Annotated in this window: 18 protein-coding genes and 1 pseudogene; 17 read left to right on the plus strand and 2 right to left on the minus strand. The window is 46.4% G+C overall.

Annotated features, from left to right (window positions below; genetic code table 11):
* From HII30_RS10195 to HII30_RS10205, 3 genes and pseudogenes are all read left to right on the plus strand, one after another.
* Window positions 1–737, plus strand: a pseudogene (locus tag HII30_RS10195) (hypothetical protein); the annotation flags it as partial.
* Window positions 734–1,048 (plus strand): EscU/YscU/HrcU family type III secretion system export apparatus switch protein, encoded by a 315-nt coding sequence (locus tag HII30_RS10200; protein ID WP_169504926.1) that lies wholly within the window; start codon window positions 734–736, stop codon window positions 1,046–1,048. The pseudogene HII30_RS10195 and the gene HII30_RS10200, both read left to right, overlap by 4 nt.
* The gene (locus HII30_RS10205; protein ID WP_169504927.1) at window positions 1,045–1,431 is read left to right on the plus strand and encodes a YraN family protein; all 387 of its coding nucleotides are present in this window, start codon (window positions 1,045–1,047) and stop codon (window positions 1,429–1,431) included. Before HII30_RS10200 ends, HII30_RS10205 begins: the two co-directional genes overlap by 4 nt.
* Window positions 1,432–1,549: 118 nt before the next feature.
* Here HII30_RS10205 and HII30_RS10210 read toward each other — a convergent pair whose 3' ends face one another.
* Entirely contained in the window at window positions 1,550–3,163 is a 1,614-nt protein-coding gene (locus HII30_RS10210; protein ID WP_169504928.1) for a YifB family Mg chelatase-like AAA ATPase, read from the minus strand.
* A gap of 340 nt (window positions 3,164–3,503) precedes the next feature.
* Here HII30_RS10210 and HII30_RS10215 point away from each other — a divergent pair, with 340 nt between their 5' ends.
* From HII30_RS10215 to HII30_RS10225, 3 genes are all read left to right on the plus strand, one after another.
* Entirely contained in the window at window positions 3,504–5,039 is a 1,536-nt protein-coding gene (locus tag HII30_RS10215) for an ABC transporter substrate-binding protein (RefSeq protein WP_169504929.1), read from the plus strand.
* Window positions 5,040–5,179: 140 nt separating this feature from the next.
* Window positions 5,180–6,082 (plus strand): ABC transporter permease, encoded by a 903-nt coding sequence (locus HII30_RS10220; RefSeq protein WP_169505088.1) that lies wholly within the window; start codon window positions 5,180–5,182, stop codon window positions 6,080–6,082.
* A 12-nt stretch (window positions 6,083–6,094) separates the two neighbouring features.
* Window positions 6,095–6,964 (plus strand): carbohydrate ABC transporter permease, encoded by an 870-nt coding sequence (locus tag HII30_RS10225; protein ID WP_169504930.1) that lies wholly within the window; start codon window positions 6,095–6,097, stop codon window positions 6,962–6,964.
* Between the two features lie 24 nt (window positions 6,965–6,988).
* On the opposite strand, the gene HII30_RS10230 is transcribed toward HII30_RS10225, so the two are convergent.
* Window positions 6,989–9,229 (minus strand): helix-turn-helix domain-containing protein, encoded by a 2,241-nt coding sequence (locus tag HII30_RS10230; RefSeq protein ID WP_169504931.1) that lies wholly within the window; start codon window positions 9,227–9,229, stop codon window positions 6,989–6,991.
* Between the two features lie 323 nt (window positions 9,230–9,552).
* Between HII30_RS10230 and sucC the strand changes: the two genes are divergently transcribed.
* The 11 genes from sucC to fliF all read left to right on the plus strand — a co-directional run bounded on the left by sucC (window position 9,553) and on the right by fliF (window position 21,828).
* On the plus strand, window positions 9,553–10,713 hold the full coding sequence (gene sucC, locus HII30_RS10235; protein WP_169504932.1) for an ADP-forming succinate--CoA ligase subunit beta: 1,161 nt from the start codon (window positions 9,553–9,555) through the stop codon (window positions 10,711–10,713).
* 96 nt (window positions 10,714–10,809) lie between these two features.
* Entirely contained in the window at window positions 10,810–11,739 is a 930-nt protein-coding gene (sucD, locus tag HII30_RS10240; RefSeq protein WP_169504933.1) for a succinate--CoA ligase subunit alpha, read from the plus strand.
* Between the two features lie 113 nt (window positions 11,740–11,852).
* Complete coding sequence (dprA, locus tag HII30_RS10245) at window positions 11,853–12,980, plus strand: DNA-processing protein DprA (RefSeq protein ID WP_343045092.1); 1,128 nt, start codon at window positions 11,853–11,855, stop codon at window positions 12,978–12,980.
* A 34-nt stretch (window positions 12,981–13,014) separates the two neighbouring features.
* Window positions 13,015–15,114 (plus strand): type I DNA topoisomerase, encoded by a 2,100-nt coding sequence (topA, locus tag HII30_RS10250; protein WP_169504934.1) that lies wholly within the window; start codon window positions 13,015–13,017, stop codon window positions 15,112–15,114.
* Between the two features lie 22 nt (window positions 15,115–15,136).
* On the plus strand, window positions 15,137–16,465 hold the full coding sequence (gene trmFO / locus HII30_RS10255; protein ID WP_169504935.1) for an FADH(2)-oxidizing methylenetetrahydrofolate--tRNA-(uracil(54)-C(5))-methyltransferase TrmFO: 1,329 nt from the start codon (window positions 15,137–15,139) through the stop codon (window positions 16,463–16,465).
* A 157-nt stretch (window positions 16,466–16,622) separates the two neighbouring features.
* The gene (hslV, locus tag HII30_RS10260; RefSeq protein ID WP_169504936.1) at window positions 16,623–17,168 is read left to right on the plus strand and encodes an ATP-dependent protease subunit HslV; all 546 of its coding nucleotides are present in this window, start codon (window positions 16,623–16,625) and stop codon (window positions 17,166–17,168) included.
* A gap of 14 nt (window positions 17,169–17,182) precedes the next feature.
* Complete coding sequence (hslU, locus tag HII30_RS10265; RefSeq protein ID WP_169504937.1) at window positions 17,183–18,589, plus strand: ATP-dependent protease ATPase subunit HslU; 1,407 nt, start codon at window positions 17,183–17,185, stop codon at window positions 18,587–18,589.
* Between the two features lie 410 nt (window positions 18,590–18,999).
* Window positions 19,000–19,407 carry a flagellar basal body rod protein FlgB gene (gene flgB, locus HII30_RS10270; RefSeq protein ID WP_169505090.1) on the plus strand — a complete coding sequence of 136 codons (408 nt, stop codon included), beginning with the start codon at window positions 19,000–19,002 and terminating at the stop codon, window positions 19,405–19,407.
* 6 nt (window positions 19,408–19,413) lie between these two features.
* Complete coding sequence (gene flgC, locus HII30_RS10275) at window positions 19,414–19,872, plus strand: flagellar basal body rod protein FlgC (RefSeq protein ID WP_169504938.1); 459 nt, start codon at window positions 19,414–19,416, stop codon at window positions 19,870–19,872.
* Window positions 19,873–19,911: 39 nt separating this feature from the next.
* Window positions 19,912–20,217 carry a flagellar hook-basal body complex protein FliE gene (gene fliE, locus HII30_RS10280; RefSeq protein WP_169504939.1) on the plus strand — a complete coding sequence of 102 codons (306 nt, stop codon included), beginning with the start codon at window positions 19,912–19,914 and terminating at the stop codon, window positions 20,215–20,217.
* Between the two features lie 33 nt (window positions 20,218–20,250).
* Window positions 20,251–21,828: a flagellar basal-body MS-ring/collar protein FliF gene (gene fliF, locus HII30_RS10285; RefSeq protein WP_169504940.1), complete on the plus strand. Its 1,578-nt coding sequence runs from the start codon at window positions 20,251–20,253 to the stop codon at window positions 21,826–21,828.
* The last annotated feature ends 1 nt before the right edge of the window (window position 21,829 follow it).

Genomic DNA, 21,829 nt, shown 5'->3' on the forward strand with positions numbered 1-21,829 from the left:
CCGCCGTGGGCGCAGGCCCCGCCGCGGGCGCAAGCGCAGCCGCAGGCCCCGCCGCGGGCGCTCCCGCCGACGCAGCGGACGCTGAAATGCCGCGTCCGCTGCCGCATGCCAGCAGCTTCCCGCCCGGACAGGATCGGCCGGCGCCTCTGCAGCATATGCCTGCTGCGCTGGCCCATACCGAGGCCGCAGAACTGCAGGAGAGCATCAAAGGCCTGCTGCTTCAGCTTTCGACTGCTGACGAGCTGCCGTTATCCTTTCGGGACGCTGCACAGCAAGTGCTGCAGCATCTGACAGGCCAGCAGCTGCTGTTAAATACAGACCGGACCGCTCCGTTTGCACAGATCACCATGTTTATTCCCCTTCATGGACCGGATGGTGAGCAGACCGCCTCGGTTCAAATACAGTCCAAAAGAGGCCGCAAAGGTGAACTCGATCATACGAACTGCCGGCTGTGGTTTGATCTGGATATGAAGACTCTGGGTCATACCGTCATTGACGTACAGGTAGTAGACCGAATTGTCAGCATCCAAATGAAAAATGATCAGCCCTGGGCACAGGAGTTGTTTGCATCTCAAAGACAGACTCTTGCTGGAGCTGTGGAAGGTATCGGCTATCAGCTGCTGAGCATAAAAACGACCCCTTTTCCCGAACCTGAAGCAGAGCCTATCTCTTATGATGGGAATTCGGCTTTGGACTACATACCGGATGCCTACAAAGGGGTGGATTTGAAAATATGAGCGACCTCTCCAATGAATCTAAAGAGCCGACTAAAGCAATGAAAAAAGCAGTGGCTTTGAAATACAGCCCCGGAGAAAGTGAGGCACCGATCGTAACTGCCAAAGGCCAAGGCAGGCTGGCTGAAACAATTCTGGAGCGGGCTAAGGCAAATGGGGTCCCTGTACAGGAGGATGCGGCACTGGTAGAGGTGCTGTCGAAGCTGGATTTGGATCAGCAGATCCCGCCTGAGTTATATCAGCTGGTGGCAGAAGTGCTTACTTACGTGTACCAGACTGAGAATCGCGCAAAAAAAGGGGAGAATCAGCTATGAATCGGGAAACAGGCCGCAGGAAAATAACCAAGCAGCAAAAAGGGGCGGCCGCCGAAGAAGCAGCTGTTCGCTTTTTAATGTTAAAAGGATTACAGATTCTGGACCGCAACTGGCGGTGCCGTTTCGGTGAGCTGGATATTGTGGCATTGGACCGAGATCAACTTGTTTTTGTTGAAGTGAGGAGCCGCAGCGCGACAGGGTTCTTCGGGACACCGGGAGAATCCGTAGATTTTCGTAAAATTCAACAGGTGCGCGGTACAGCCCGTCAGTATATTCATATGAATCATTATGACCACATGCAGATCCGCTTTGATGTGGTGGCCGTCATATTATCCGCTGAGTTAGAGGAAGAGTCACTTGATCATATTCCTAATGCATTTTAGAGATCCCAACATTTAAAGACTGAAATAAAGAACTAGAATATTGATAGCATCACAGGCATCCTTGTTTATAAAAAGCGAGCGCACCGGTTAGTTAACGGCGCGCTCGCTTTTTTTGGCTTTAATCATCCATAATTTCATCTTGATAAACCTGTTTGGCATCCAGCTGGCGATACTGAATTCCTTCCGCGATATGATCGGCATTGATGTTAGATGATCCCTCGAGATCTGCAATCGTCCTCGATATTTTCAAAATTCGGTCATACGCTCTCATGCTGAGGCCAAGGGATTCTAATGCAGCATGCAGCAGTTTGCCTGCCGATTCATCCAGATGTGCAAACCGCCTGAGTGTGCTTCCATGCAATTCGCTGTTCCAGCTGATCGGAAACTGATGATATCGCTTCAGCTGAATGGCTCGTGCACGGAGCACTTCTTCACGCATCTCGGCAGATGAGAGAGGCTGAGAAGTGCCGGGACGTTCACGAGGTCTGGGAACATCGACTTGAATGTCAATCCGGTCCAGAAGCGGGCCGGAGATTTTGGAACGGTAGCCTGCAATTCTGGGGAGGCTGCAGGTGCAGCGATGCAGTGGAGTGTCTGCCCCGTAATATCCGCAAGGACAAGGATTCATGGAACAGGCCAGCATAAAGCGGGATGGATACGTAAAGACAGCCCGGGCCCGGCTGATGGTAACTTCATGATCTTCCAGCGGTTGACGAAGCACTTCCAGCACATGGCGTGAGAATTCCGGGAGCTCGTCCAGAAACAGAATGCCGCGATGGGCGAGGCTGACTTCTCCCGGTTTGGGAATGCTGCCTCCGCCGATGAGACCGCCCTGCGAAATGGTGTGATGTGGTGAACGAAAAGGGCGTTTACGAAGCAGTCCGTCCTCTTGTTTGAGTTTTCCGGCTGCGCTGAAAATTTTGGTCGTCTCCAGAGACTCCTTCTCGCTGAGATCCGGCATGATCGAAGGCAGGCGTTTGATCAGCATGGTTTTTCCGGTACCTGGAGGTCCGATTAACAGAATATTGTGCATGCCGGCAGCAGCAATTGTCAAAGCTCGTTTGATGTGCAGCTGCCCGTACACATCACTGTAATCTTCATCCGAAGCATAAGATCCGCTGTGAGACAGATCGCGACCTTTTGGAGCTGGAGTAAATCTAAGCTTCTCCAAGTTAACGGCTGCTGCTTCTTGTTGTCCCTGTGAGCTTTTCGATTTTTCTCCTGACCCGGCCGGGTATTCTGTCAATTCATTCAGATGACAAAGTCCGTAAATCTGCAGACCTTGAATCAGCGCGGCTTCCGGTGCATTGGCTAAAGGAAGCAGCAGTCCATCATAACCTTCCCGTTTGGCCCGCTCTGCGATGGACAGTGTACCGGTAACCGGGCGCAGACTTCCGTCCAGAGCCAGCTCACCCAGGATCAGGAGACGATCCTGGGATGGGAGTGTCAGCTGACTGCTGGTGATCAGAATGCCTAATGCTACAGCCAGATCGAAGGCTGAGCCTTCTTTTCGCAAGTCTGCCGGGGCCAGATTAATCGTGATGCGCTGAAGAGGGTAGGTATAACCACAATTTTTAATCGCAGCTCGAACGCGTTCTACCGATTCCCGGATCGAGGAGTCAGGTAATCCGATAATGGAGGTTTGGGGCAGACCATTGGCCAAATCAACTTCCACTTGAATCATTACACCATCAATGCCATACAGGCAGGCGCTGTGCAATTTTCCATACATAAATAAAAAGCACCTCTCTTCAAATTACTCGAAAAGGGTGCTTCCTCATTTTCGCGAATCGTATAGTCCGTATTGTAGAAGCTTGTCCGGCATCTGTCAATCGCAATCCTTTTCCCAAGTCTGCAAAAGTAGAGAAATCCTTTAGCAGCAAGGGATTTAAGCAATAAATATACCTTATTTCAGATCATTAACACTTCTTCTGAATCGTAGCAGCAGAGGATTACGGGAAGGAATGTGAATGGTCATTTATGGAATGGTCAAGTAGAATCAATTCCGTAAGCGGCAATCGGATCGATACAGTTGACCGCTTTATCATTAAAGAAATGAAGGGGACGATGACATGAGCATTTGGAATCGAAAGCTGGGAAAGGCAGCGCTTGCTGCTTTACTGACAGGATCATTATTAAGCGGATGCGCAAAAGACGGCGCTGGTGAGGGAGGTTCTGAAAGCGTTGACTTGGGGACAAAAGAAGTCACATTAGAAATGATGACCTTCTCCCATACGAACTGGCCTTATAAAGAAAACTGGCCAATCTATAAATTCCTTAAAGAAGAAACAGGCGTATCCTTCAAGGTGCAGCCGGTGATGAGTGATTATACAACCACGATGAACCTGGCTATATCTTCAGGGGAAATGCCGGATTTAATGATGGTTAACAGCTTGAATGCCGCCAATACCCATGGCAGCAGCGGTGCATTCGTCGACTTTTTCGAGCATTTGGATAAAATGCCAAACTACAAAAAATTTCTGGACGATCATTCCGATGTAAAGGGCGCGATTCTCTCTCCTGAAGGCAAGAACTACTTTCTGCCTCTGTATGGACTTGAACAGCAGTCCAGACGATCCTGGCTTTACCGTGATGACATCTTTAAAAAGCATGATCTGACGCCTCCAACAACCTATGATGAGCTGTACACTACTGCGAAAAAGCTGAAGGAATTATATCCGGACAGCTTCCCGATTGCTGTCTTCAACGGTTTAAGCCCATTGATTAATATGTCACCGGGATTTAACACGCACAGCAGTTATTATTTTGATTATGACACAGAGGAATGGCGTTACGGTCCGACAGAGGACAACTACAAAGTAATGGTCGAATATATGAATAAATTTTATACAGAGGGGTTAGTTGCACCGGATTTTATGGCCCATAAACGGAAGCAGTTTAACGATTTGCTTCTTCAGAATAAAGCGTTTATTGCCAGTGACTATATCGGGATTATGGATGAGCTTCCGCTTGTTCTGGGTGACAATGCCTCGGAGTTCAGCCTTGATTATATGGTTCCGCCAGTAGGGACACCGGATGGCAAGTCTCAGAATGTGTTCGCCGGTTTGCAGGGTGATGGTTTCGCAGTAGCATCGACTACCAAGGACCAGGAGACACTTCTTAAATATCTTGATTTCCTGTACTCCCCTGAAGGGATTGAGCTTGCAACGTGGGGGAAAGAAGGGGAAACCTTTACAACCGAGAACGGGGAGCGCAAGTTCAATGCTGAATATAAAGAGTTCGGAGATTTGAGAACAAAGACAGGGATTGCCACCATTGGTGCGCATACGGTATTGGATATGACAGCATTTGAATCGATGTATTCTCCGAAAATGCAGGAGGCGATGAAAATCGCACCAGATCATGAAACCAAAGCGCAGCCACGGCTGGCCTTCACCAATGAAGAAAATGAAGTTCTCGGCATGGTAGGAGAAACCGTTAAAAAATATCACGAAGAGCAGATCGCCAAGTTTATTTTGGGCCAGAAAAAAATGGATGAATGGGATGCTTACGTTAAAGAAGTAAATAAACTTGGTGTCCAGCAGGTGCTGGATGTCTATAAAGCCGCTTATGAGCGTAACCAATCCTTCCTGAACGAAGGGAAATAAGTAAATAGTAAGAGTGTACAGGGTTCTCTTTACAGACAGGCTCTGCGATTCTCAGCGGAGTCCGTCTGTAATAAGAGGATGATCGTAATGAACTCATTCCAGCATCTAAGGAGGATACGTTGTTGCAGGCACCTAAAGAAATGAGTTTTATGGGAAGAGTAAAGCGAGACAGGTATCTTCTGATCCTGCTGCTGCCGTGTGCGTTGTATTATTTGATTTTTAAGTATGTTCCTATATTTGGTATTTCCATTGCTTTCATGGACTACAATTTGTTCAAAGGAATTACGGAAAGTGATTGGGTGGGATTTAAGTACTTTAACATGTTTTTTAATACGCCAGACTTCTGGCCAGTCCTTCGAAATACATTCCTGCTTGGATTATATAAACTGATATTTGGTTTTCCCGCGCCGATTATACTCGCTCTGCTCATAAATGAAGTGAGTAAATCTTTTCTGAAACGGTTTGTCCAGACGGTGAGCTACCTCCCGCATTTTATTTCCAATGTCGTCGTAGCCGGGATTGCGGTCATGTTTTTGTCTCCTACAGGAGGATTGATTAACCAAATGATCAGTGCAGTGGGACTTGACAAGATCAATTTTCTAGTCGAATCCTCTTGGTTCAGAACGATATATATCAGCTCAGACATTTGGCAGCATATCGGCTGGGGAACGATTATATTCCTGGCTGCTCTGACAGCCATTGATCCGCAGCTGTACGAAGCGGCACGGATGGATGGAGCTAACCGCTGGAAGCAGACGCTGAATATCACACTTCCAGGGATCGCACCGGCCATCGTCATTATTCTGATCCTCGATATCGGAAAAATACTGGAGATCGGGTTCGAGAAAGTATACCTTCTTGCAACACCGGCGACCTATGAGACAGCAGATATTATATCGACTTATGTCTATCGGGTCGGTTTGACTCAGGGCAATTACAGCTATGCTACGGCGATTGATCTGTTTACCGGTATTATCAGCTTTATCTTTATTATTGGAGCAAATTACATCAGCCGCCGTGTCAGCGGAAGCAGTATTTGGTAGAGGAGGAACAACATGAAATCGAAATGGAAGTGGAGCTGGTTCGACGTCTTAAATGCCTTCCTGCTGTCAGGCGTAGTTTTTGCTTGCTTGTACCCGTTTGTCTATATGATGGCGGTTTCTCTCAGTGATTCCGCTGCGATTGCCTCAGGTGAGGTATGGTTATGGCCAAAGGGATTTAACCTGGACATGTATCAATATGTGTTTGAGGATGGAAGAGTATTGACAGGGTATAAAAACACGTTAATTTATGTGATTCTCGGAACAGCAATTTCTTTATTAGTTACCGCCTTAGGAGCATATTCATTATCTAAAACCAAGATGGTCATGTGCAAACCCATTCTGCTTCTGATTGTTTTTACGATGTTTTTTGGTGGAGGCATGATTCCTACCTTTCTGGTTGTCAAGGAACTCGGACTGGTCAACACAGTCTGGGGTATGGTATTGCCTGGCGCTGTGAGCACCTGGAACCTGTTGATTATGCGCACCTTTTTCCTGGGACTGCCTCAGGAGCTGGAAGAGTCCGGTAAAATAGACGGACTGTCGGAGATCGGCATATTTTTCAGGATTGTGCTTCCGTTGTCCAAGCCGGTTTTTGCAACCATCGGGTTATACTACGCAGTCGGTATGTGGAATAACTTCATGGGGCCGCTGTTATACTTGCGGGATGCCGATTTGCAGCCGCTGCAAGTCATTCTCAGAAATATCGTACTGTCCGGTCAATTTACAGGAACCGACGGTCCGATCGTCGGAGATATTGTTATTGTAGAAGATGGATTGAAATTTGCGACCATTATGGTGTCTACGTTACCGATCCTTTGTGTGTATCCATTTATCCAGAAATACTTTGTTAAGGGAGCACTGATCGGCTCCGTAAAAGGATAAGCGCACCGGCCGCTCACCAAGCAGTTATCGGACCCAGTGGGTTTTCCGGTAATCACCTGGTGTTTGGCCGGTTATTTTTTTGAACATGCGGATAAAAGAAGTGACATTGCGGTAAGCGATGTGCTGTCCTACTTCTTGGATCGGCATATTTGTCGTTTTCAGAAGCTCTTTCGCCTTTGCGATTCGAATGCCATTCAGCTGGTCGCTGAAGTTGCTGCCTGTTTTCTCTTTGATATATCCCGAAAGGTACGTAGGCGACATGTTCAGTTTTGATGCAAGCTGCTCCAGCGAGATATCCTCCGTATAATGAGATTCCAAATAGTGTATGACATACTGAATAATATCGTAATGCTCTTCCCTCTTCAGAGAGATCGCCCTTGTGGCATGAGCGACTTCATCCAGAAGAATCTCCCGATATTGCTCAGGCGTGACACAGTATGCGAGCTTTTCCTTATAATCCGGCAGCACATCGTCACTGATCTTCAAAAGGTCTAAAGTCTTTCTCATCCGACCCGATACCGATGCCGCAAAATGACTCAACTGCTCCGCAGTGGCCTGCTGGCGGTGCATTCTTGCCAGTGCGCGTTCGAGAAGCTGCTGGCTGCTGCTCTCGTTCCCTGCCTGAACATTAACGAAAAATTCATGCTCCTGCTCTGGAGAGAATCCTGTTATATCTGCCTGGGGCTCGATCTCCCAAATGATCTGGGTTTCCTCCAAAGGCATGGCCTGGCGCAGAAGAGAGATGGCTTCAGCATAGGCCTGATCGAATTCTGAAGTATCCTGAAAAACGGATGAAACGCCAATATTCACAAGGTATGTACGATGATCATGGTCGAAAATCGTCTTGAGACGGTGCAGACACTCCTGCAGGTGCTTCGATTTTTCCTGGGTATACACAATGGATATGATTTGACTGCCTTCCATTTGCAGGGTATGAGACAAAGGAAAAGCCTGATTCACCTGAAGGGTAATCACATCCTTGATCTTTCCTGTCGCTTTCGTCATCAAGGCATGCAGCGGAGCAGAAGAAAGATGTCTGCAGCGCAGCTGATAGACAATGACCATAAAGGCTCCTTCGCCAACCCAAAGCTCTTTTGAAGCATCGGTATCAATTTCAATGTTTTTAAATTTGGCCAGGTAGTTGTAGCTGGTGAGCAGCGGTTTTGTATTGTCCATCCATTCCTTGATCGAATTGCGTTCATGCTGCAGTCCATGAAGATGATTTGAAATTGCAGTAAATTCAGAAATGGTGCCTTGATACAAATCCATCTTCTCCTGCCCGAGTCCAGTAATCATTTTTCTTAAAGGACGGTTGATATTGCGGGAGAAGAACCATGAAGCCAAGGTTCCGATGAACAGTGTTGAAGCAAACAGCACCACAGCGATCCAGTTCATGCGGCTGATGCTCTGATTGAGCTGATTATGCGGAATGACAGAAATGTAGGTCAGGCCGGAATGTGCCCCTTTTTCAAAAAAATAGTAGGTTCCGTTCTCCATCATCCATTCACTTTTGCCATCCCATTCCGGCAATGGATGAGGCTCTGTGTCTGGAGCAGATTGGAAGAGTGTGGTCCCTTCTTGATTCACCAGCAGAAAGTTGGAACCAGCCATCCCTTTATAAGACTCATACCAGCTGTTCAGATTTACAAAGGCAATGATTTTCCATGGACTGTTTTGTGTATTCGTCAAGATCGGCAGCAGCTGCAGCTCATTGTTTTGTGTACTGACGGAAAAGGAGCTGGCGGGCAGAAAATGCATAAATCCGGGGCTGCTGTCTTCACTTTTCCAGAACTCATAGGGGTATGAGCTGCTTTTATAATAATGGTCAAACATCCGGTCATCGTTAACAATGCCGTCCCGCTCAATGAGGAATGAATGCTTGGGGTAGTAAACCATGACATTGTTCAAATGATAATAGGGCTGGGTAACCTGTGTACGGATTTGATCCATAACGATATCCACCTGCAGATAATCAATGCCTCTTTTTCCTCCGCCATCTGCCTGTCTGCTGATATTGGCCACAAACTCATCATGCTGTAGATTGAGGAACAGATTCTTCCAGGTGGTATACTGCTTTTCAAAATTGTCGACTGTATTTCCGATCAGGTTCAGGTTATATTTGACGATCTCGTTATTTACATTTCGGGAATAATAGGTCATGGACCATAAATTATAGGAAGATAGCAGAGTGATCACAATGAGAAAATAGATCAGCATTTTGTAAAACAGGGAATGGAGCGAAAAAAAAGATTTCAACCAATTCATCAGGATCCTCCTTCTGAAGGCGCTTACGCTAATCTTAACGCAAATCTTCATATGCCAGATTAAATTCCGAAAATATCCACATCCATCTTCCCAAACCCCATGCTATTTTACAAGCAAAAATACAAATTGAACTTGATCAAATAGAAGATGGGTTAACATAATTTCCCAAGCATTCTCTTGAAGGAATCATACTCATATCAAAATACTGTGGATGACCTATCATATTTTTAAGGTAAGCGTTTTAAAAACGTGATACAATAGCTTGGGTTTATATACAGGTGAGAATGGCCTTTTTCCAGTCAGTTTGATAGGAGGATTCCAGAATGAATATCCATGAATATCAAGGAAAACAAGTACTGAAGCAATATGGAGTGATTGTTCCGAACGGCAAGGTGGCCTTTACGGTGGAAGAAGCTGTGGAAGCAGCTCAATCGCTGGGCAGTCCTGTAACGGTTGTCAAGGCTCAAATCCATGCAGGTGGACGCGGTAAAGCAGGCGGTGTTAAAGTCGCCAAAGGACTGGATGAAGTACGGGCTTATGCTGAAGAAATTTTAGGCAAAGTGCTTGTTACACATCAGACAGGACCAGAAGGCAAGGAAGTTAAGCGTTTGCTTATCGAAGAAGGCTGTGACATCCGCAAGGAATATTATGTCGGCGTTGTTGTTGACAGAACCACCGGCCGTGTTGTCATGATGGCTTCCGAAGAAGGCGGAACGGAAATCGAAGAAGTTGCTGCTGCAACGCCTGAGAAAATCTTCAAAGAAGTTATTGATCCTGCGGTAGGCATGCAAATGTTCCAGGCTCGTAAACTGGCCTATGCCATCAACATACCAAAAGAACTGGTGAATAAAGCATCCCAATTTATGATTGCGCTTTATACAGCTTTTGTGGAAAAGGATTGCTCGATCGCCGAGATTAATCCGCTTGTCGTTACCGGAGACGGAAACGTAATGGCATTGGATGCGAAGCTGAACTTTGATTCCAACGCACTATTCCGCCACAAGGATATCCAGGAGCTTCGTGATCTGGATGAAGAAGACGAGAAGGAAATCGAAGCGTCCAAGTACGATCTGAGTTACATAGCACTGGACGGAAACATCGGCTGCATGGTTAATGGAGCTGGACTTGCGATGGCTACCATGGATATTATCAAATACTATGGCGGCGACCCGGCCAACTTCCTTGATGTAGGGGGCGGTGCAACGACAGAAAAGGTTACCGAAGCGTTTAAAATCATTCTGTCTGACCCGCAGGTAAAAGGGATCTTCGTCAACATCTTCGGCGGCATTATGCGTTGTGACGTTATTGCCAGCGGTGTTGTGGAAGCCGCAAGACAGCTGGGCCTTACGCGTCCGCTCGTAGTTCGTCTTGAGGGTACGAATGTAGATCTGGGTAAGAAAATCTTGGCGGAGTCCGGATTGAACATTGTTCCGGCCGATTCCATGGCTGACGGAGCACAGAAAATCGTTTCTCTCGTTCAGTAATATTCATTCCTTCAGGAGCATGGCACGAAGGATCCCGTGATCCCGCCGTGCGGTTGCTTTCATTTTCAAAAAACAGTTAGGGGATGTGAATCAATCGTGAGTATTTTGGTCGATAAGCATACAAAAGTGATCACCCAGGGGATCACTGGCAAAACCGCTCTTTTCCATGCAAAAGGTGCGTTGGATTATGGAACGCAGATGGTCGGAGGAACTTCTCCCGGCAAGGGCGGAACACAGGTTGAAATAGCGCTGGAAAACGGTGAAAACGTAACGCTTCCGGTATTTAATACTGTTGAAGAAGCAAAAGCCGCAACTGGTGCTACTGCTAGTGTTATTTATGTACCACCGGCTTTTGCAGCCGATTCTATTCTTGAAGCGATCGATGCCGAAATGGAACTGGTTATTTGTATTACAGAAGGCATACCAGTTCTCGATATGGTGAAGGTAGCTCGTTATATGGAAGGCAAAAAAACGACGCTGATCGGTCCGAACTGCCCTGGTGTTATTACGCCGGGTGAATGTAAGATCGGTATCATGCCGGGATATATTCATATGCCTGGCCATGTGGGTGTGGTGTCTCGAAGCGGTACCCTTACTTATGAAGCGGTACATCAGCTGACAGCGCGCGGCATAGGTCAATCCTCTGCAGTAGGAATCGGCGGTGACCCGGTAAAAGGTTCTGAATTCATCGACATTCTGAAGCTTTTCAATGAAGATCCGCAGACTCACGCGGTCATCATGATCGGGGAGATTGGCGGAACTGCAGAAGAAGAAGCAGCCGAGTGGATCAAAGAAAACATGACCAAACCGGTTGTGGGCTTTATCGGTGGTGCAACTGCGCCTCCAGGAAAACGTATGGGTCACGCCGGAGCGATTATTTCAGGCGGAAAAGGAACGGCGAGTGAGAAAATTTCCGTACTGGAAGCATGCGGTATTAAAGTATCGCCAACGCCTTCGGAGATGGGATCTACACTTGTTAGTGTCTTGGAGGAAAAAGGGATTTTGAATCTCTGCACAACACACTAATATATCTTTACCTCATAGTTAGATAAACAGGTAAGCAACCTTTTATTTCCTTGCAGGAAATAAAAGGTTGCTTTTTGTGTTTTTAATCAATTCATGATTAAGGAGAGGGTAACGTGGACTACAGCAGCATTCAAGCGATTTTGATCGCATTGCATGAGACGGAGGGAATTGGCTGGAAGACACTGGATAAGATTTATCAACACGGTTTAAGCCCAGAGATGGTAACTTATCGCGATAAGGAATGGAAGGAAATCGGTCTTTCTGTCGAAATAGCTCAGAAGCTCTCTTGTGAGTTGGCGGAGTCTGTCGACAAGGTATGCCGAAAGCTGTCAGTATGGAAAGATGGCAGGATGGGAGTGATCACTATTTTTGATGCAGGTTATCCTGACATGTTAAAGTCTTCTCCCCAGGCTCCGTGGGTATTATATACGTTTGGAGATCAAGAACTTCTGGATACACCGAGCATCGCTATGGTGGGAACCCGGGTACCGACGGCATATGGCCGGAAAGTGGCCTCACTCTTAACAGAAGATCTCATTGGATTAGGAATATGTGTTGTCAGCGGGATGGCACGGGGAATCGACAGTGTTATTCATGAGACGGCCTTACGCTGCAAGGGACATACGATTGCTGTGCTCGGCGCGGGAATTGATGTCATCTATCCGCCGGAAAACCGCTCATTATATGAAGAAATTTCCCGCGAGGGCCTCATTGTATCTGAATATCCGCCAGGCACAAAAGCTCATCCCGGATTTTTTCCGCAGCGCAACCGAATCATTGCCGGTCTCACTTGGGGAACTCTAGTGGTCGAAGCCGATGCTCGAAGCGGTTCACTCATCACGGCCGATGCAGCACTTGAAGCCGGAAGAGATGTTTACGCAGTTCCCGGACCGATCACCTCTCCCAAGAGCAGAGGCACATTGGATCTGATCAAACAAGGAGCCAAACTTGTTACGGCTGGTAAGGATATTGCCGAAGAGTATGGATGGCAGGTTAAATGCCACCATAGAGATGAAGAAGTTCATCCTGATGGTGTAGGTGCAGGGAGTGGGAAGGATAACCTCGGGTTGACAAATGATGAAAGCGAGCTTTACCATATGTTGCAGCAGGGACCGCGTACCCTGGATGAGTTGTTGGGAGAGTCTAGATGGAATTTTGGACTTTTGCATTCAGTTCTGTTATCTTTAATCATAAAAAAACAGATAACCCAACTACCCGGCGCTATATATAAGATTATATAAAATAGGAAAGTTATTTTTGGAGGAGGATGAACCTGTGGCGGATTCACTCGTCATCGTAGAATCGCCGGCTAAGGCGAAAACGATTGGCAAATATCTCGGCAGCAAATACATCGTAAAGGCCTCAATGGGCCATGTTCGTGATCTGCCGAAAAGCCAAATCGGAGTTGAGGTCGAAAACGATTTCAATCCGAAATATATTACGATCCGCGGAAAAGGTTCTGTTCTTAAAGAACTTAAAGATGCCAGCAAGAAAGTGAAAAAAGTGTATCTCGCAGCTGACCCCGATCGTGAGGGAGAAGCGATTGCCTGGCACTTGGCGCATGCGCTCGATCTGGATGAAACGCAAAGTCTGAGGGTCGTATTTAATGAAATTACGAAAACAGCCGTTAAGGATGCTTTTAAAACGCCGCGCAAAATTAATATGGATCTAGTAAATGCGCAGCAGGCACGTCGTATTTTAGATCGCCTGGTAGGATATAAAATCAGTCCGCTGCTGTGGAAAAAAGTGAAAAAAGGTCTTTCGGCCGGCCGTGTACAGTCTGTTGCGGTCAAGATCATTCTGGACCGTGAGAACGAAATCAGTGCTTTTGTACCGGAAGAATATTGGACGATTACAGCAAAGCTTGCCATTAAAGGCAGTGCATTTGATGCGAAATTTCATAAGCTAGATGGCAATAAAAAAGAGCTTGGCAGCGAGCAGGATGTGAATGAGATCCTCTCTGTGATTCAGGGCAGGGCTTTTGAAGTTGCTGAAGTGAAAGAAAGAGAACGGCAGCGTCACCCGTCTCCGCCTTTCACAACGTCTTCACTGCAGCAGGAAGCTGCCAGGAAACTGGGATTCCGTGCCGCAAAGACCATGTCAGTTGCACAGCAGCTGTATGAAGGGGTGGAACTTGGGAAGGAAGGTACTGTAGGTTTGATCACCTATATGCGTACAGATTCCAATCGTGTCTCGGAAACGGCCCAAGGTGAAGCCAAGGAATTTATAGCAGAGAAATATGGCGATGATTTCGTTCCAGAAAGCCCGCGTCAGTACTCTAAAAAGTCCGCGAACGCGCAGGACGCTCATGAAGCGATCAGACCAACTTCGATTCTTCGTGATCCGGATAGTGTGAAGTCATATATGAGCCGTGATCAGATTCGTTTGTACAAGCTGATCTGGGAACGTTTTGTTGCCAGTCAAATGGCCTCTGCTGTTCTGGATACCATGTCAGTTGACATTAGCGCAGGGCCGGCCACTTTCCGTGCCACAGGATCCAAGGTGCGTTTCCCTGGTTTTATGAAAGTGTATGTGGAAGGCAACGACGACGGCACAACCGAAGAGGAAAAGTTTCTTCCTGAACTCAAATCCGGAGATCAACCGGATACCGAGGGGATCGAGCCGAAGCAGCATTTTACGCAGCCGCCTCCTCGTTACAGTGAAGCCAGGTTAGTACGGACACTGGAAGAGCTCGGAATCGGAAGACCAAGTACGTATGCACCGACACTGGAGACGATTCAGAAGCGGGGCTACGTAGCTATTGAAGAGAAAAAGTTTATGCCAACAGAATTAGGAGAACTGGTCATCGAACAGATGGAGCAGTTTTTCCCGGAAATTCTGAATGTGGAATTCACAGCTAATATGGAAGGGAATTTGGACCATGTCGAAGAAGGATCCGAGGACTGGGTCAAGGTTCTCGCAGAGTTTTATCAATCCTTTGAGAAGCGTCTTACCTTTGCTGAAGAAGAAATGAAGGAAATTGAGATTGAAGATGAGGTTTCAGATGAAATATGTGAGAAATGCGGAAAGCATCTCGTATACAAGCTGGGCCGATTCGGAAAATTTCTTGCCTGCTCAGGCTTTCCAGAGTGCCGGAACACTAAACCGATTATTAAAGATATCGGTGTTACATGTCCTACCTGTAAAGAAGGTCATGTTGTCGAACGAAGAAGCAAAAAAGGCCGTATTTTTTATGGCTGTGACAAGTATCCGGAATGTGATTACGTTTCATGGGATAAACCGTCGACCAAGCCTTGCCCAAGCTGCGGCAGCTTGATGACCGAGAAGAAAAGCAAGCAGGGAATCAAATTGCAGTGTACTGCTTGCGACCATACAGAAATGGTAGAAGAGCCGGAAGACGGTTCGGATTTGTAAGGAAAACAGGGGGTTAATGTAAGTGAATGATACACAGAGAGTAACAGTAATTGGAGCAGGACTTGCTGGAAGTGAGGCTGCATGGCAGCTGGCAAGCCGCGGTATTCCGGTTACCTTGTATGAAATGCGGCCTGTTGTTAAGACGCCGGCTCATCACACAAATCAGTTTGCTGAACTCGTGTGCAGCAACTCGCTCCGTGCGAATGGTATGACTAATGCAGTTGGTGTCTTAAAAGAAGAGATGCGAATGCTAAATTCCCTGGTCATTGGTTCGGCCGACCGGAATGCAGTTCCGGCTGGCGGAGCGCTCGCGGTAGACAGAGATGGTTTTTCAGGTGAAATTACGGAAACTCTTCATCAGCATCCTCTGGTTCAGGTTGTAAACGAAGAAATTCAGCATATACCTGATGAAGGGATCGTTGTGATCGCAACAGGTCCGCTTACATCACCTGCGCTGTCGGAACAAATCCGAAAACTGATGGGTGAAGACTATTTTTACTTTTATGATGCAGCAGCACCGATCATTGAAAAAGATTCCATTGATATGAGCAAGGTCTATCTCGCATCGCGATACGATAAGGGTGAAGCTGCATATTTAAACTGTCCCATGACAGAAGAAGAGTTCAATGCATTTTACGATGCTTTAATCAGTGCTGAAGTTGCCGAACTGAAGGAATTCGAAAAAGAAATTTATTTCGAAGGCTGTATGCCTATTGAAGTAATGATGAAACGCGGCAAGCAAACCGCATTGTTCGGACCGATGAAACCAGTCGGACTTGTGAACCCGCATACCGGCAAACTGCCATACGCAGTTGTTCAGCTTCGTCAGGACAACGCAGCAGGCACACTTTACAATTTGGTAGGCTTCCAGACACATCTAAAGTGGGGAGAGCAGAAGCGTGTGTTCTCCATGATTCCGGGTCTTGAGAACGCTGAGATAGTACGATATGGTGTTATGCATCGCAATACGTTCGTCAATTCACCAAAGCTGCTGGAACCTACTTATCAGGTTAAAGGTCGGCCTGGACTGTACCTGGCAGGGCAGATGACGGGTGTGGAAGGATATGTAGAATCCGCGGCTTCCGGCTTGATTGCAGGGATTAATGCTGCTAGAGCTGCAACGGGGCAGGAAGGCATAGTATTTCCAGAGGAAGCTGCCATAGGGAGTATGTCCCACTATATAACCAATGCGGACCCTAAACATTTTCAGCCGATGAATGCCAACTTTGGTCTGCTGCCAGCCCTCCCCAACCGAATTCGCAACAAAAAAGAGAAGAATGAGGCGCTCGCTAACCGAGCACTTGAGAAGCTGGGCGAATTCATTCACACACATGAGCTTCGTAATTATTAATAATTAGAACTAGATAGACTGAATATAAAATTAACATGTTAACGTAGAGTGAGAATCAATCTGGAGAAGCGAAGTGGACCTGTGTATAAATTATAAACTTCATTCTATATGGATCAAAAAGAAATCTAATACAATTCGTATGAGGAGGTTTGCCATTATGGAGATGACTTTTCACGCGACGACGATCTGTGCCGTCCGGCATCAAGGTAAAGCTGCTATTGCAGGTGATGGACAGGTTACGTTCGGGCAAAACGTCGTGATGAAGCAAACCGCCAAAAAAGTACGGCGCCTATACCGGGGACAAGTTGTCGCCGGTTTTGCCGGTTCTGTGGCGGATGCAATCACATTATTCGAGAAATTTGAAGGTAAACTGGAAGAGCATCATGGCAATCTGCAGCGAGCAGCTGTTGAACTCGCAAAAGATTGGCGTCAGGACCGTATATTACGTAAGCTTGAAGCCTTGATGATCGTTATGGATAAAACCGGTATGCTTCTGATCTCCGGCGGCGGAGAGATTATAGAACCCGATGATGATGTGCTGGCGATCGGCTCAGGGGGCAATTTTGCTCTGTCAGCCGGCCGGGCGCTGAAGCGTCATGCAGGTCACCTTGACGCGTCTGAAATCGCAAGGGAAGCCCTTCAGATCGCTTCTGAGGTCTGTGTATATACGAACAGTAATATTATTGTAGAGGAACTTTCTTAGGACGGAGGAATGAGATGAAGAACGAGTCGATGACCCCAAGGCAAATTGTAGCCGAACTTGATAAGTATATTGTTGGACAGAAAGAGGCTAAGAAGTCAGTAGCCGTAGCTTTACGCAACCGCTATCGGCGAAGTCTTCTCAGCGAAGAAGACCGGGATGAAATCGTACCGAAAAATATTCTCATGATGGGGCCTACAGGTGTCGGGAAAACCGAGATTGCCCGGCGTCTGGCAAAGCTCGTTCGTGCACCTTTTGTCAAAATAGAAGCCACCAAATTTACTGAAGTCGGTTACGTGGGCCGTGATGTTGAATCCATGGTGCGGGATTTGGTGGAAACAGCGATCCGAATGGTCAAGCTGGAACGGACCGAAGAGGTAAAAGACAAAGCGGAAGAAATGGCCAATGAGCGTATTGTTCAGATTCTGGCGCCTTCTAAGAAGGGGCAGAAGAATCAGCGCAATCCGTTTGAAATGCTGTTTGGCGGAAGCAATGGACAAAATCAAGAAGCACAAGAAGAGACGCCTGAGAATGACAGCTCTGTCAATGAAAAGCGCCGGCAGGTTCGGTTTAATCTTTTATCCGGCAAGCTCGAGGACGATCTGATTGAAATTGATGTGGAAGACAGTGCGCCTAACATGTTTGATATGTTTGCCGGGCAAGGCAACGATCAGATGGGTATGAATATGCAGGAAATGTTCGGAAACTTGATGCCAAAACGCACCAAGAAGCGTAAACTGACGGTCAAGGAAGCGCGCAAGGTGCTTATCCAGGAAGAAGCAGCCAAGCTGATCGATATGGATGAGGTTACTCAGGAATCCGTGCGCAGGGCTGAGCAGTCCGGCATTATTTTTATCGATGAAATTGACAAGGTAGCAAGCCAAGGCAGGGGTTCAGGCCCAGACGTGTCCAGGGAAGGCGTCCAGCGAGATATACTTCCAATCGTCGAAGGATCCACGATTATGACCAAATATGGTCCTGTTAAAACAGACTATATTCTGTTTATTGCCGCCGGGGCATTCCATATTGCCAAACCTTCTGATTTGATCCCGGAGCTGCAGGGGCGTTTCCCGATTCGAGTGGAATTGAAAAGTTTGTCCTTAGACGATTTTGTGTCGATTTTGACAGAGCCCAAGAATGCACTTACAAAACAATACGTTCACCTGCTGCAAACCGAAGATATCGAGGTGGAGTTTTCTCCGGAAGCCATCCGGGAGATCGCACAAATCGCCGCTTCTGTGAATCAGAATACTGAGAATATAGGTGCGAGAAGACTTCATACGATACTGGAGAAGCTTTTGGAGGATCTTTCTTTCGAGGCGCCTGAACTAACCCTGGACCGCATGGTAATTACCCCGCAGTATGTCCGGGAGAAGCTGGGTGAAATTGCTCAGGATCGGGACTTAAGCCAGTATATATTATAGATTAAAAATGAAATGAGTTAGAAATTAATTTTCATAATCCTGAAAAAACATGGGACCATGTTACCGAGCGAGTTAGGTCCTAGATCGTGCTGTCATTTAGGAACACAATCAACAAATGGATAATAACGACAATAATTTCCCACAGTTTCTCACATTAAATAGAATATTTTAGGTGAATTACGTGTAAAAATGAATCCTAAGCCCTTCTTTTTGGTAAAAGATAGGGCTTTTTTCTTATTGTAAAAAGTACCAATCTCTAAGAAACTTAGTTTATGTGACAGCATGTTGTCTTTTTCTACTTAAGTCCCATGATAGTGCATATGAATTATTTTTATTTTGTCGAAAAAGAGGATTTAGTCGAAAAGTGTGGAAATGGTTGGACAGCGATTTAGAGAGAAAGGGTGGGTCTGGTGAACTTATTAGGCGGCAGCAGCTTTCAGTACCTGCAAGCAGGTTTGGATGCGGCAAATGCTCGTAATGTGGTGATTTCGAATAATATCGCCAATGTGGATACCCCTCATTACAAGAGGTCGGAGGTAGCTTTCGAGAGTATGTTGAAAACGGAAATGAACAGCTTGAAGATGACAATTTCCGGCAAACGAACAGATCCAAGGCATTTTGTGATTGGTCCAACACAAGGAATTCCTCAATCTTCTTTGCAGACCGACCATTCAAGCGCTATGAACAATAACGGCAATAATGTTGATATCGATCGCGAGATGTCGTTGTTAGCTGAAAATCAGCTTCGATATAATTCATACATTCAGGCAGTGAATGAACATATTCGTTTGATGCGTTCCGCAGTGGAAGGGAGATAATGTTACATGAACTTAACAGGGAGTTTTAATGTCAGTGCTTCAGCACTGACTGCACAACGGTTCAGAATGGATGTTATATCTTCTAATATTGCTAACGCCGAAACAACAAGAGCAAAAGTAGAGAACGGTGTGTCGGTACCTTATCGCCGCAAGATGGTCGTGATGGAGCCGATGCAGGACAGTTTCCAGAAAATGCTTCAATCCCAAATGGAAAACAAGGGAAGTGGCAGTGCTGGTCAAGGCGTCAAGGTTAGTGCGATTCGGGAAGATAAATCACCTTTGAAGCCAGTTTATAATCCTGGGCATCCTGACGCGAATGCAGAAGGATATGTATTTATGCCCAATGTGGATATAACAAAAGAAATGGTGGATTTGATCTCGGCCAGCCGGTCCTACGAAGCAAATGTCACAGCATTAAATGCTTCCAAAGCCATGGTCATGAAAGCATTGGAGATTGGCAGATAATGAAGGTCTTACATATAGACTGAACAGGAGGAAACATTTTTGATCCAGAATACCTTGTTAACCACCGGCTCCCTTCAGATGCAGCCTCAAATAACGGCAAAGCCGGCTGCAACACCTTCCGATTCGATGCGTCAATTCGGTTCTTACCTTGAGGAAGCTATCCAATCCGTAGCATCCCAGGAGAAAAATGCTCACATGATGAGTAACAAACTGTTGACAGGTGAAGTCAGTGTAGATCAAACAATGATCTCCGCCCAACAGGCTTTGCTGAGCGTACAGCTCACCACACAGGTCCGAAACAAAGTAGTTGAGGCCTACCAAGAGATCATGCGTACGCAAATGTAATCTTTCCAGCAAAGACTGTGATGGGGTGACAATGTGAATGAAAGAATCGCCCAGTACACGGAGAAGGCATCCGGGTATTGGAATCAATTTAGCAGCAAGCAGAAAATTATGCTTGTTTCAACAATACTTTTTGTGATCATAGCGATCGTCGTTATGACGATGCAGTTTTCAAAAACGGAATATGAAGTAGCTTTCCGAGAGCTGGATTCCAGTGATGCAGCCGGAATTATCAGCCATCTGGAATCACAAAACATTCCATACTGGCTTGGTCCGGATGGGACAAGCATCTCAGTTCCCGGCAAAGACGTCACCAGGGTGCAAATTGATGTCGGTTCACAGGGGATGGTGCAGAACGGCACAATCGGCCTGGAAACATTTGAACAAAACTCATCAGCCATCGGAATGACAGATAATGAGTTCGAGGTAAAGTATGTAAATGCCTTGAACGGCGAAGTTGAACGTATGCTCGAAAAAATGAGCGGCGTACATGATGCAACAGTGCTGTTGAATCTGCCAAAGGAAAGCCTCTTTGCTTCTCAGGCTGACCGTGAAAAGGCTAGCGCATCTGTTGTCCTGAAGTTCAAACCGGGATACCGACCGAATCAGGAAATGGTAGACAGCTATTATAATCTTGTGAAAACCTCGGTGCCGAATCTCCCTGTTGAGAACATCACGATTACGAATGATGAAGTAGAGCTGCTGGCTACGGCTAAAGGCGGTCAAGGTGGTTTGATCGGCAAGGTTGAAGAAAACTTTGCACTGCAAAACCAGTTTGAAAGCAATGTGAGAAAAAATGTACAGCAGTTTCTTTCCCAATACATGGGTCCTAATAAAGTAAACGTACTTGTCACGTCAAAATTAAATTTCGATCAAGTCCAGAGCAAAGAAAATATTGTAACTCCTGTCGATGAAGAAGAAATGAAAGGGATTGAAATCAGCGTACAGGAAATACAAAAAAATTACTCAGGAACAAGTAGTCCTACAGGCGGAGTTGCAGGAACGGGAGAGGAAGAAATTTCAGGATATCCCAGTGATTCTTCTAATGGCGAGTCTAACTCGGAGGAAAGCTCAAGCACTATTAACTACGAAGTTAACCGCATAACCCGCGATGTTATCTCCAGTCCTTACTCTGTAAAAGACTTAACCATAAATGTATCTGTTGAACCACCAAATGGTCAGGAAAATTTGGATGAAGCCACACGAGGAGCCATTGAAAACATCCTCATCAATACGGTTAGAGCTTCTCTGTCGGATTCAGGTGTCACTTATACAGACGCTGATCTAAGTAAAAAAGTTTCGGTCGTTTCCCAGTTCATGGACTCCGGCCTAGACGAAGAAAATACACCGCTCCTATCTAACCCAATGATGTGGGGGATCGGTCTTGCAGCACTTGCTCTTATTGCTGGGGGAATATTCTTTATAGCCCGCAGACGCAGACAGCAGGAAGAGGAAGAAGAAAATATCAGTCTGCCTCCGATAACTGAGTTCCCTTCCATTAATCTGGAGAGTGTGACGAACGAGAGCCAGGTTCGCAAACAACTGGAGACACTGGCAAAGAAAAAACCGGATGAATTCGTTAATTTACTTCGTACGTGGCTTACTGAGGAATAGG

Source organism: Paenibacillus lemnae, from assembly GCF_012933385.1.
GTDB lineage: Bacteria > Bacillota > Bacilli > Paenibacillales > Paenibacillaceae > Paenibacillus_AQ > Paenibacillus_AQ lemnae.

What these genes read in the sequence shown, in the direction of transcription:
- hslV (WP_169504936.1), top strand. Translation starts at nt 16,623, where the DNA reads ATGGAGATGACTTTTCACGCGACGACGATCTGTGCCGTCCGGCATCAA.
- hslU (WP_169504937.1), top strand. Translation starts at nt 17,183, where the DNA reads ATGAAGAACGAGTCGATGACCCCAAGGCAAATTGTAGCCGAACTTGAT.
- HII30_RS10215 (WP_169504929.1), top strand. Translation starts at nt 3,504, where the DNA reads ATGAGCATTTGGAATCGAAAGCTGGGAAAGGCAGCGCTTGCTGCTTTA.
- HII30_RS10225 (WP_169504930.1), top strand. Translation starts at nt 6,095, where the DNA reads ATGAAATCGAAATGGAAGTGGAGCTGGTTCGACGTCTTAAATGCCTTC.
- HII30_RS10220 (WP_169505088.1), top strand. Translation starts at nt 5,180, where the DNA reads ATGAGTTTTATGGGAAGAGTAAAGCGAGACAGGTATCTTCTGATCCTG.
- sucC (WP_169504932.1), top strand. Translation starts at nt 9,553, where the DNA reads ATGAATATCCATGAATATCAAGGAAAACAAGTACTGAAGCAATATGGA.
- HII30_RS10205 (WP_169504927.1), top strand. Translation starts at nt 1,045, where the DNA reads ATGAATCGGGAAACAGGCCGCAGGAAAATAACCAAGCAGCAAAAAGGG.
- flgC (WP_169504938.1), top strand. Translation starts at nt 19,414, where the DNA reads ATGAACTTAACAGGGAGTTTTAATGTCAGTGCTTCAGCACTGACTGCA.
- HII30_RS10230 (WP_169504931.1), bottom strand. Translation starts at nt 9,229, where the DNA reads ATGAATTGGTTGAAATCTTTTTTTTCGCTCCATTCCCTGTTTTACAAA.
- HII30_RS10210 (WP_169504928.1), bottom strand. Translation starts at nt 3,163, where the DNA reads ATGTATGGAAAATTGCACAGCGCCTGCCTGTATGGCATTGATGGTGTA.
- HII30_RS10200 (WP_169504926.1), top strand. Translation starts at nt 734, where the DNA reads ATGAGCGACCTCTCCAATGAATCTAAAGAGCCGACTAAAGCAATGAAA.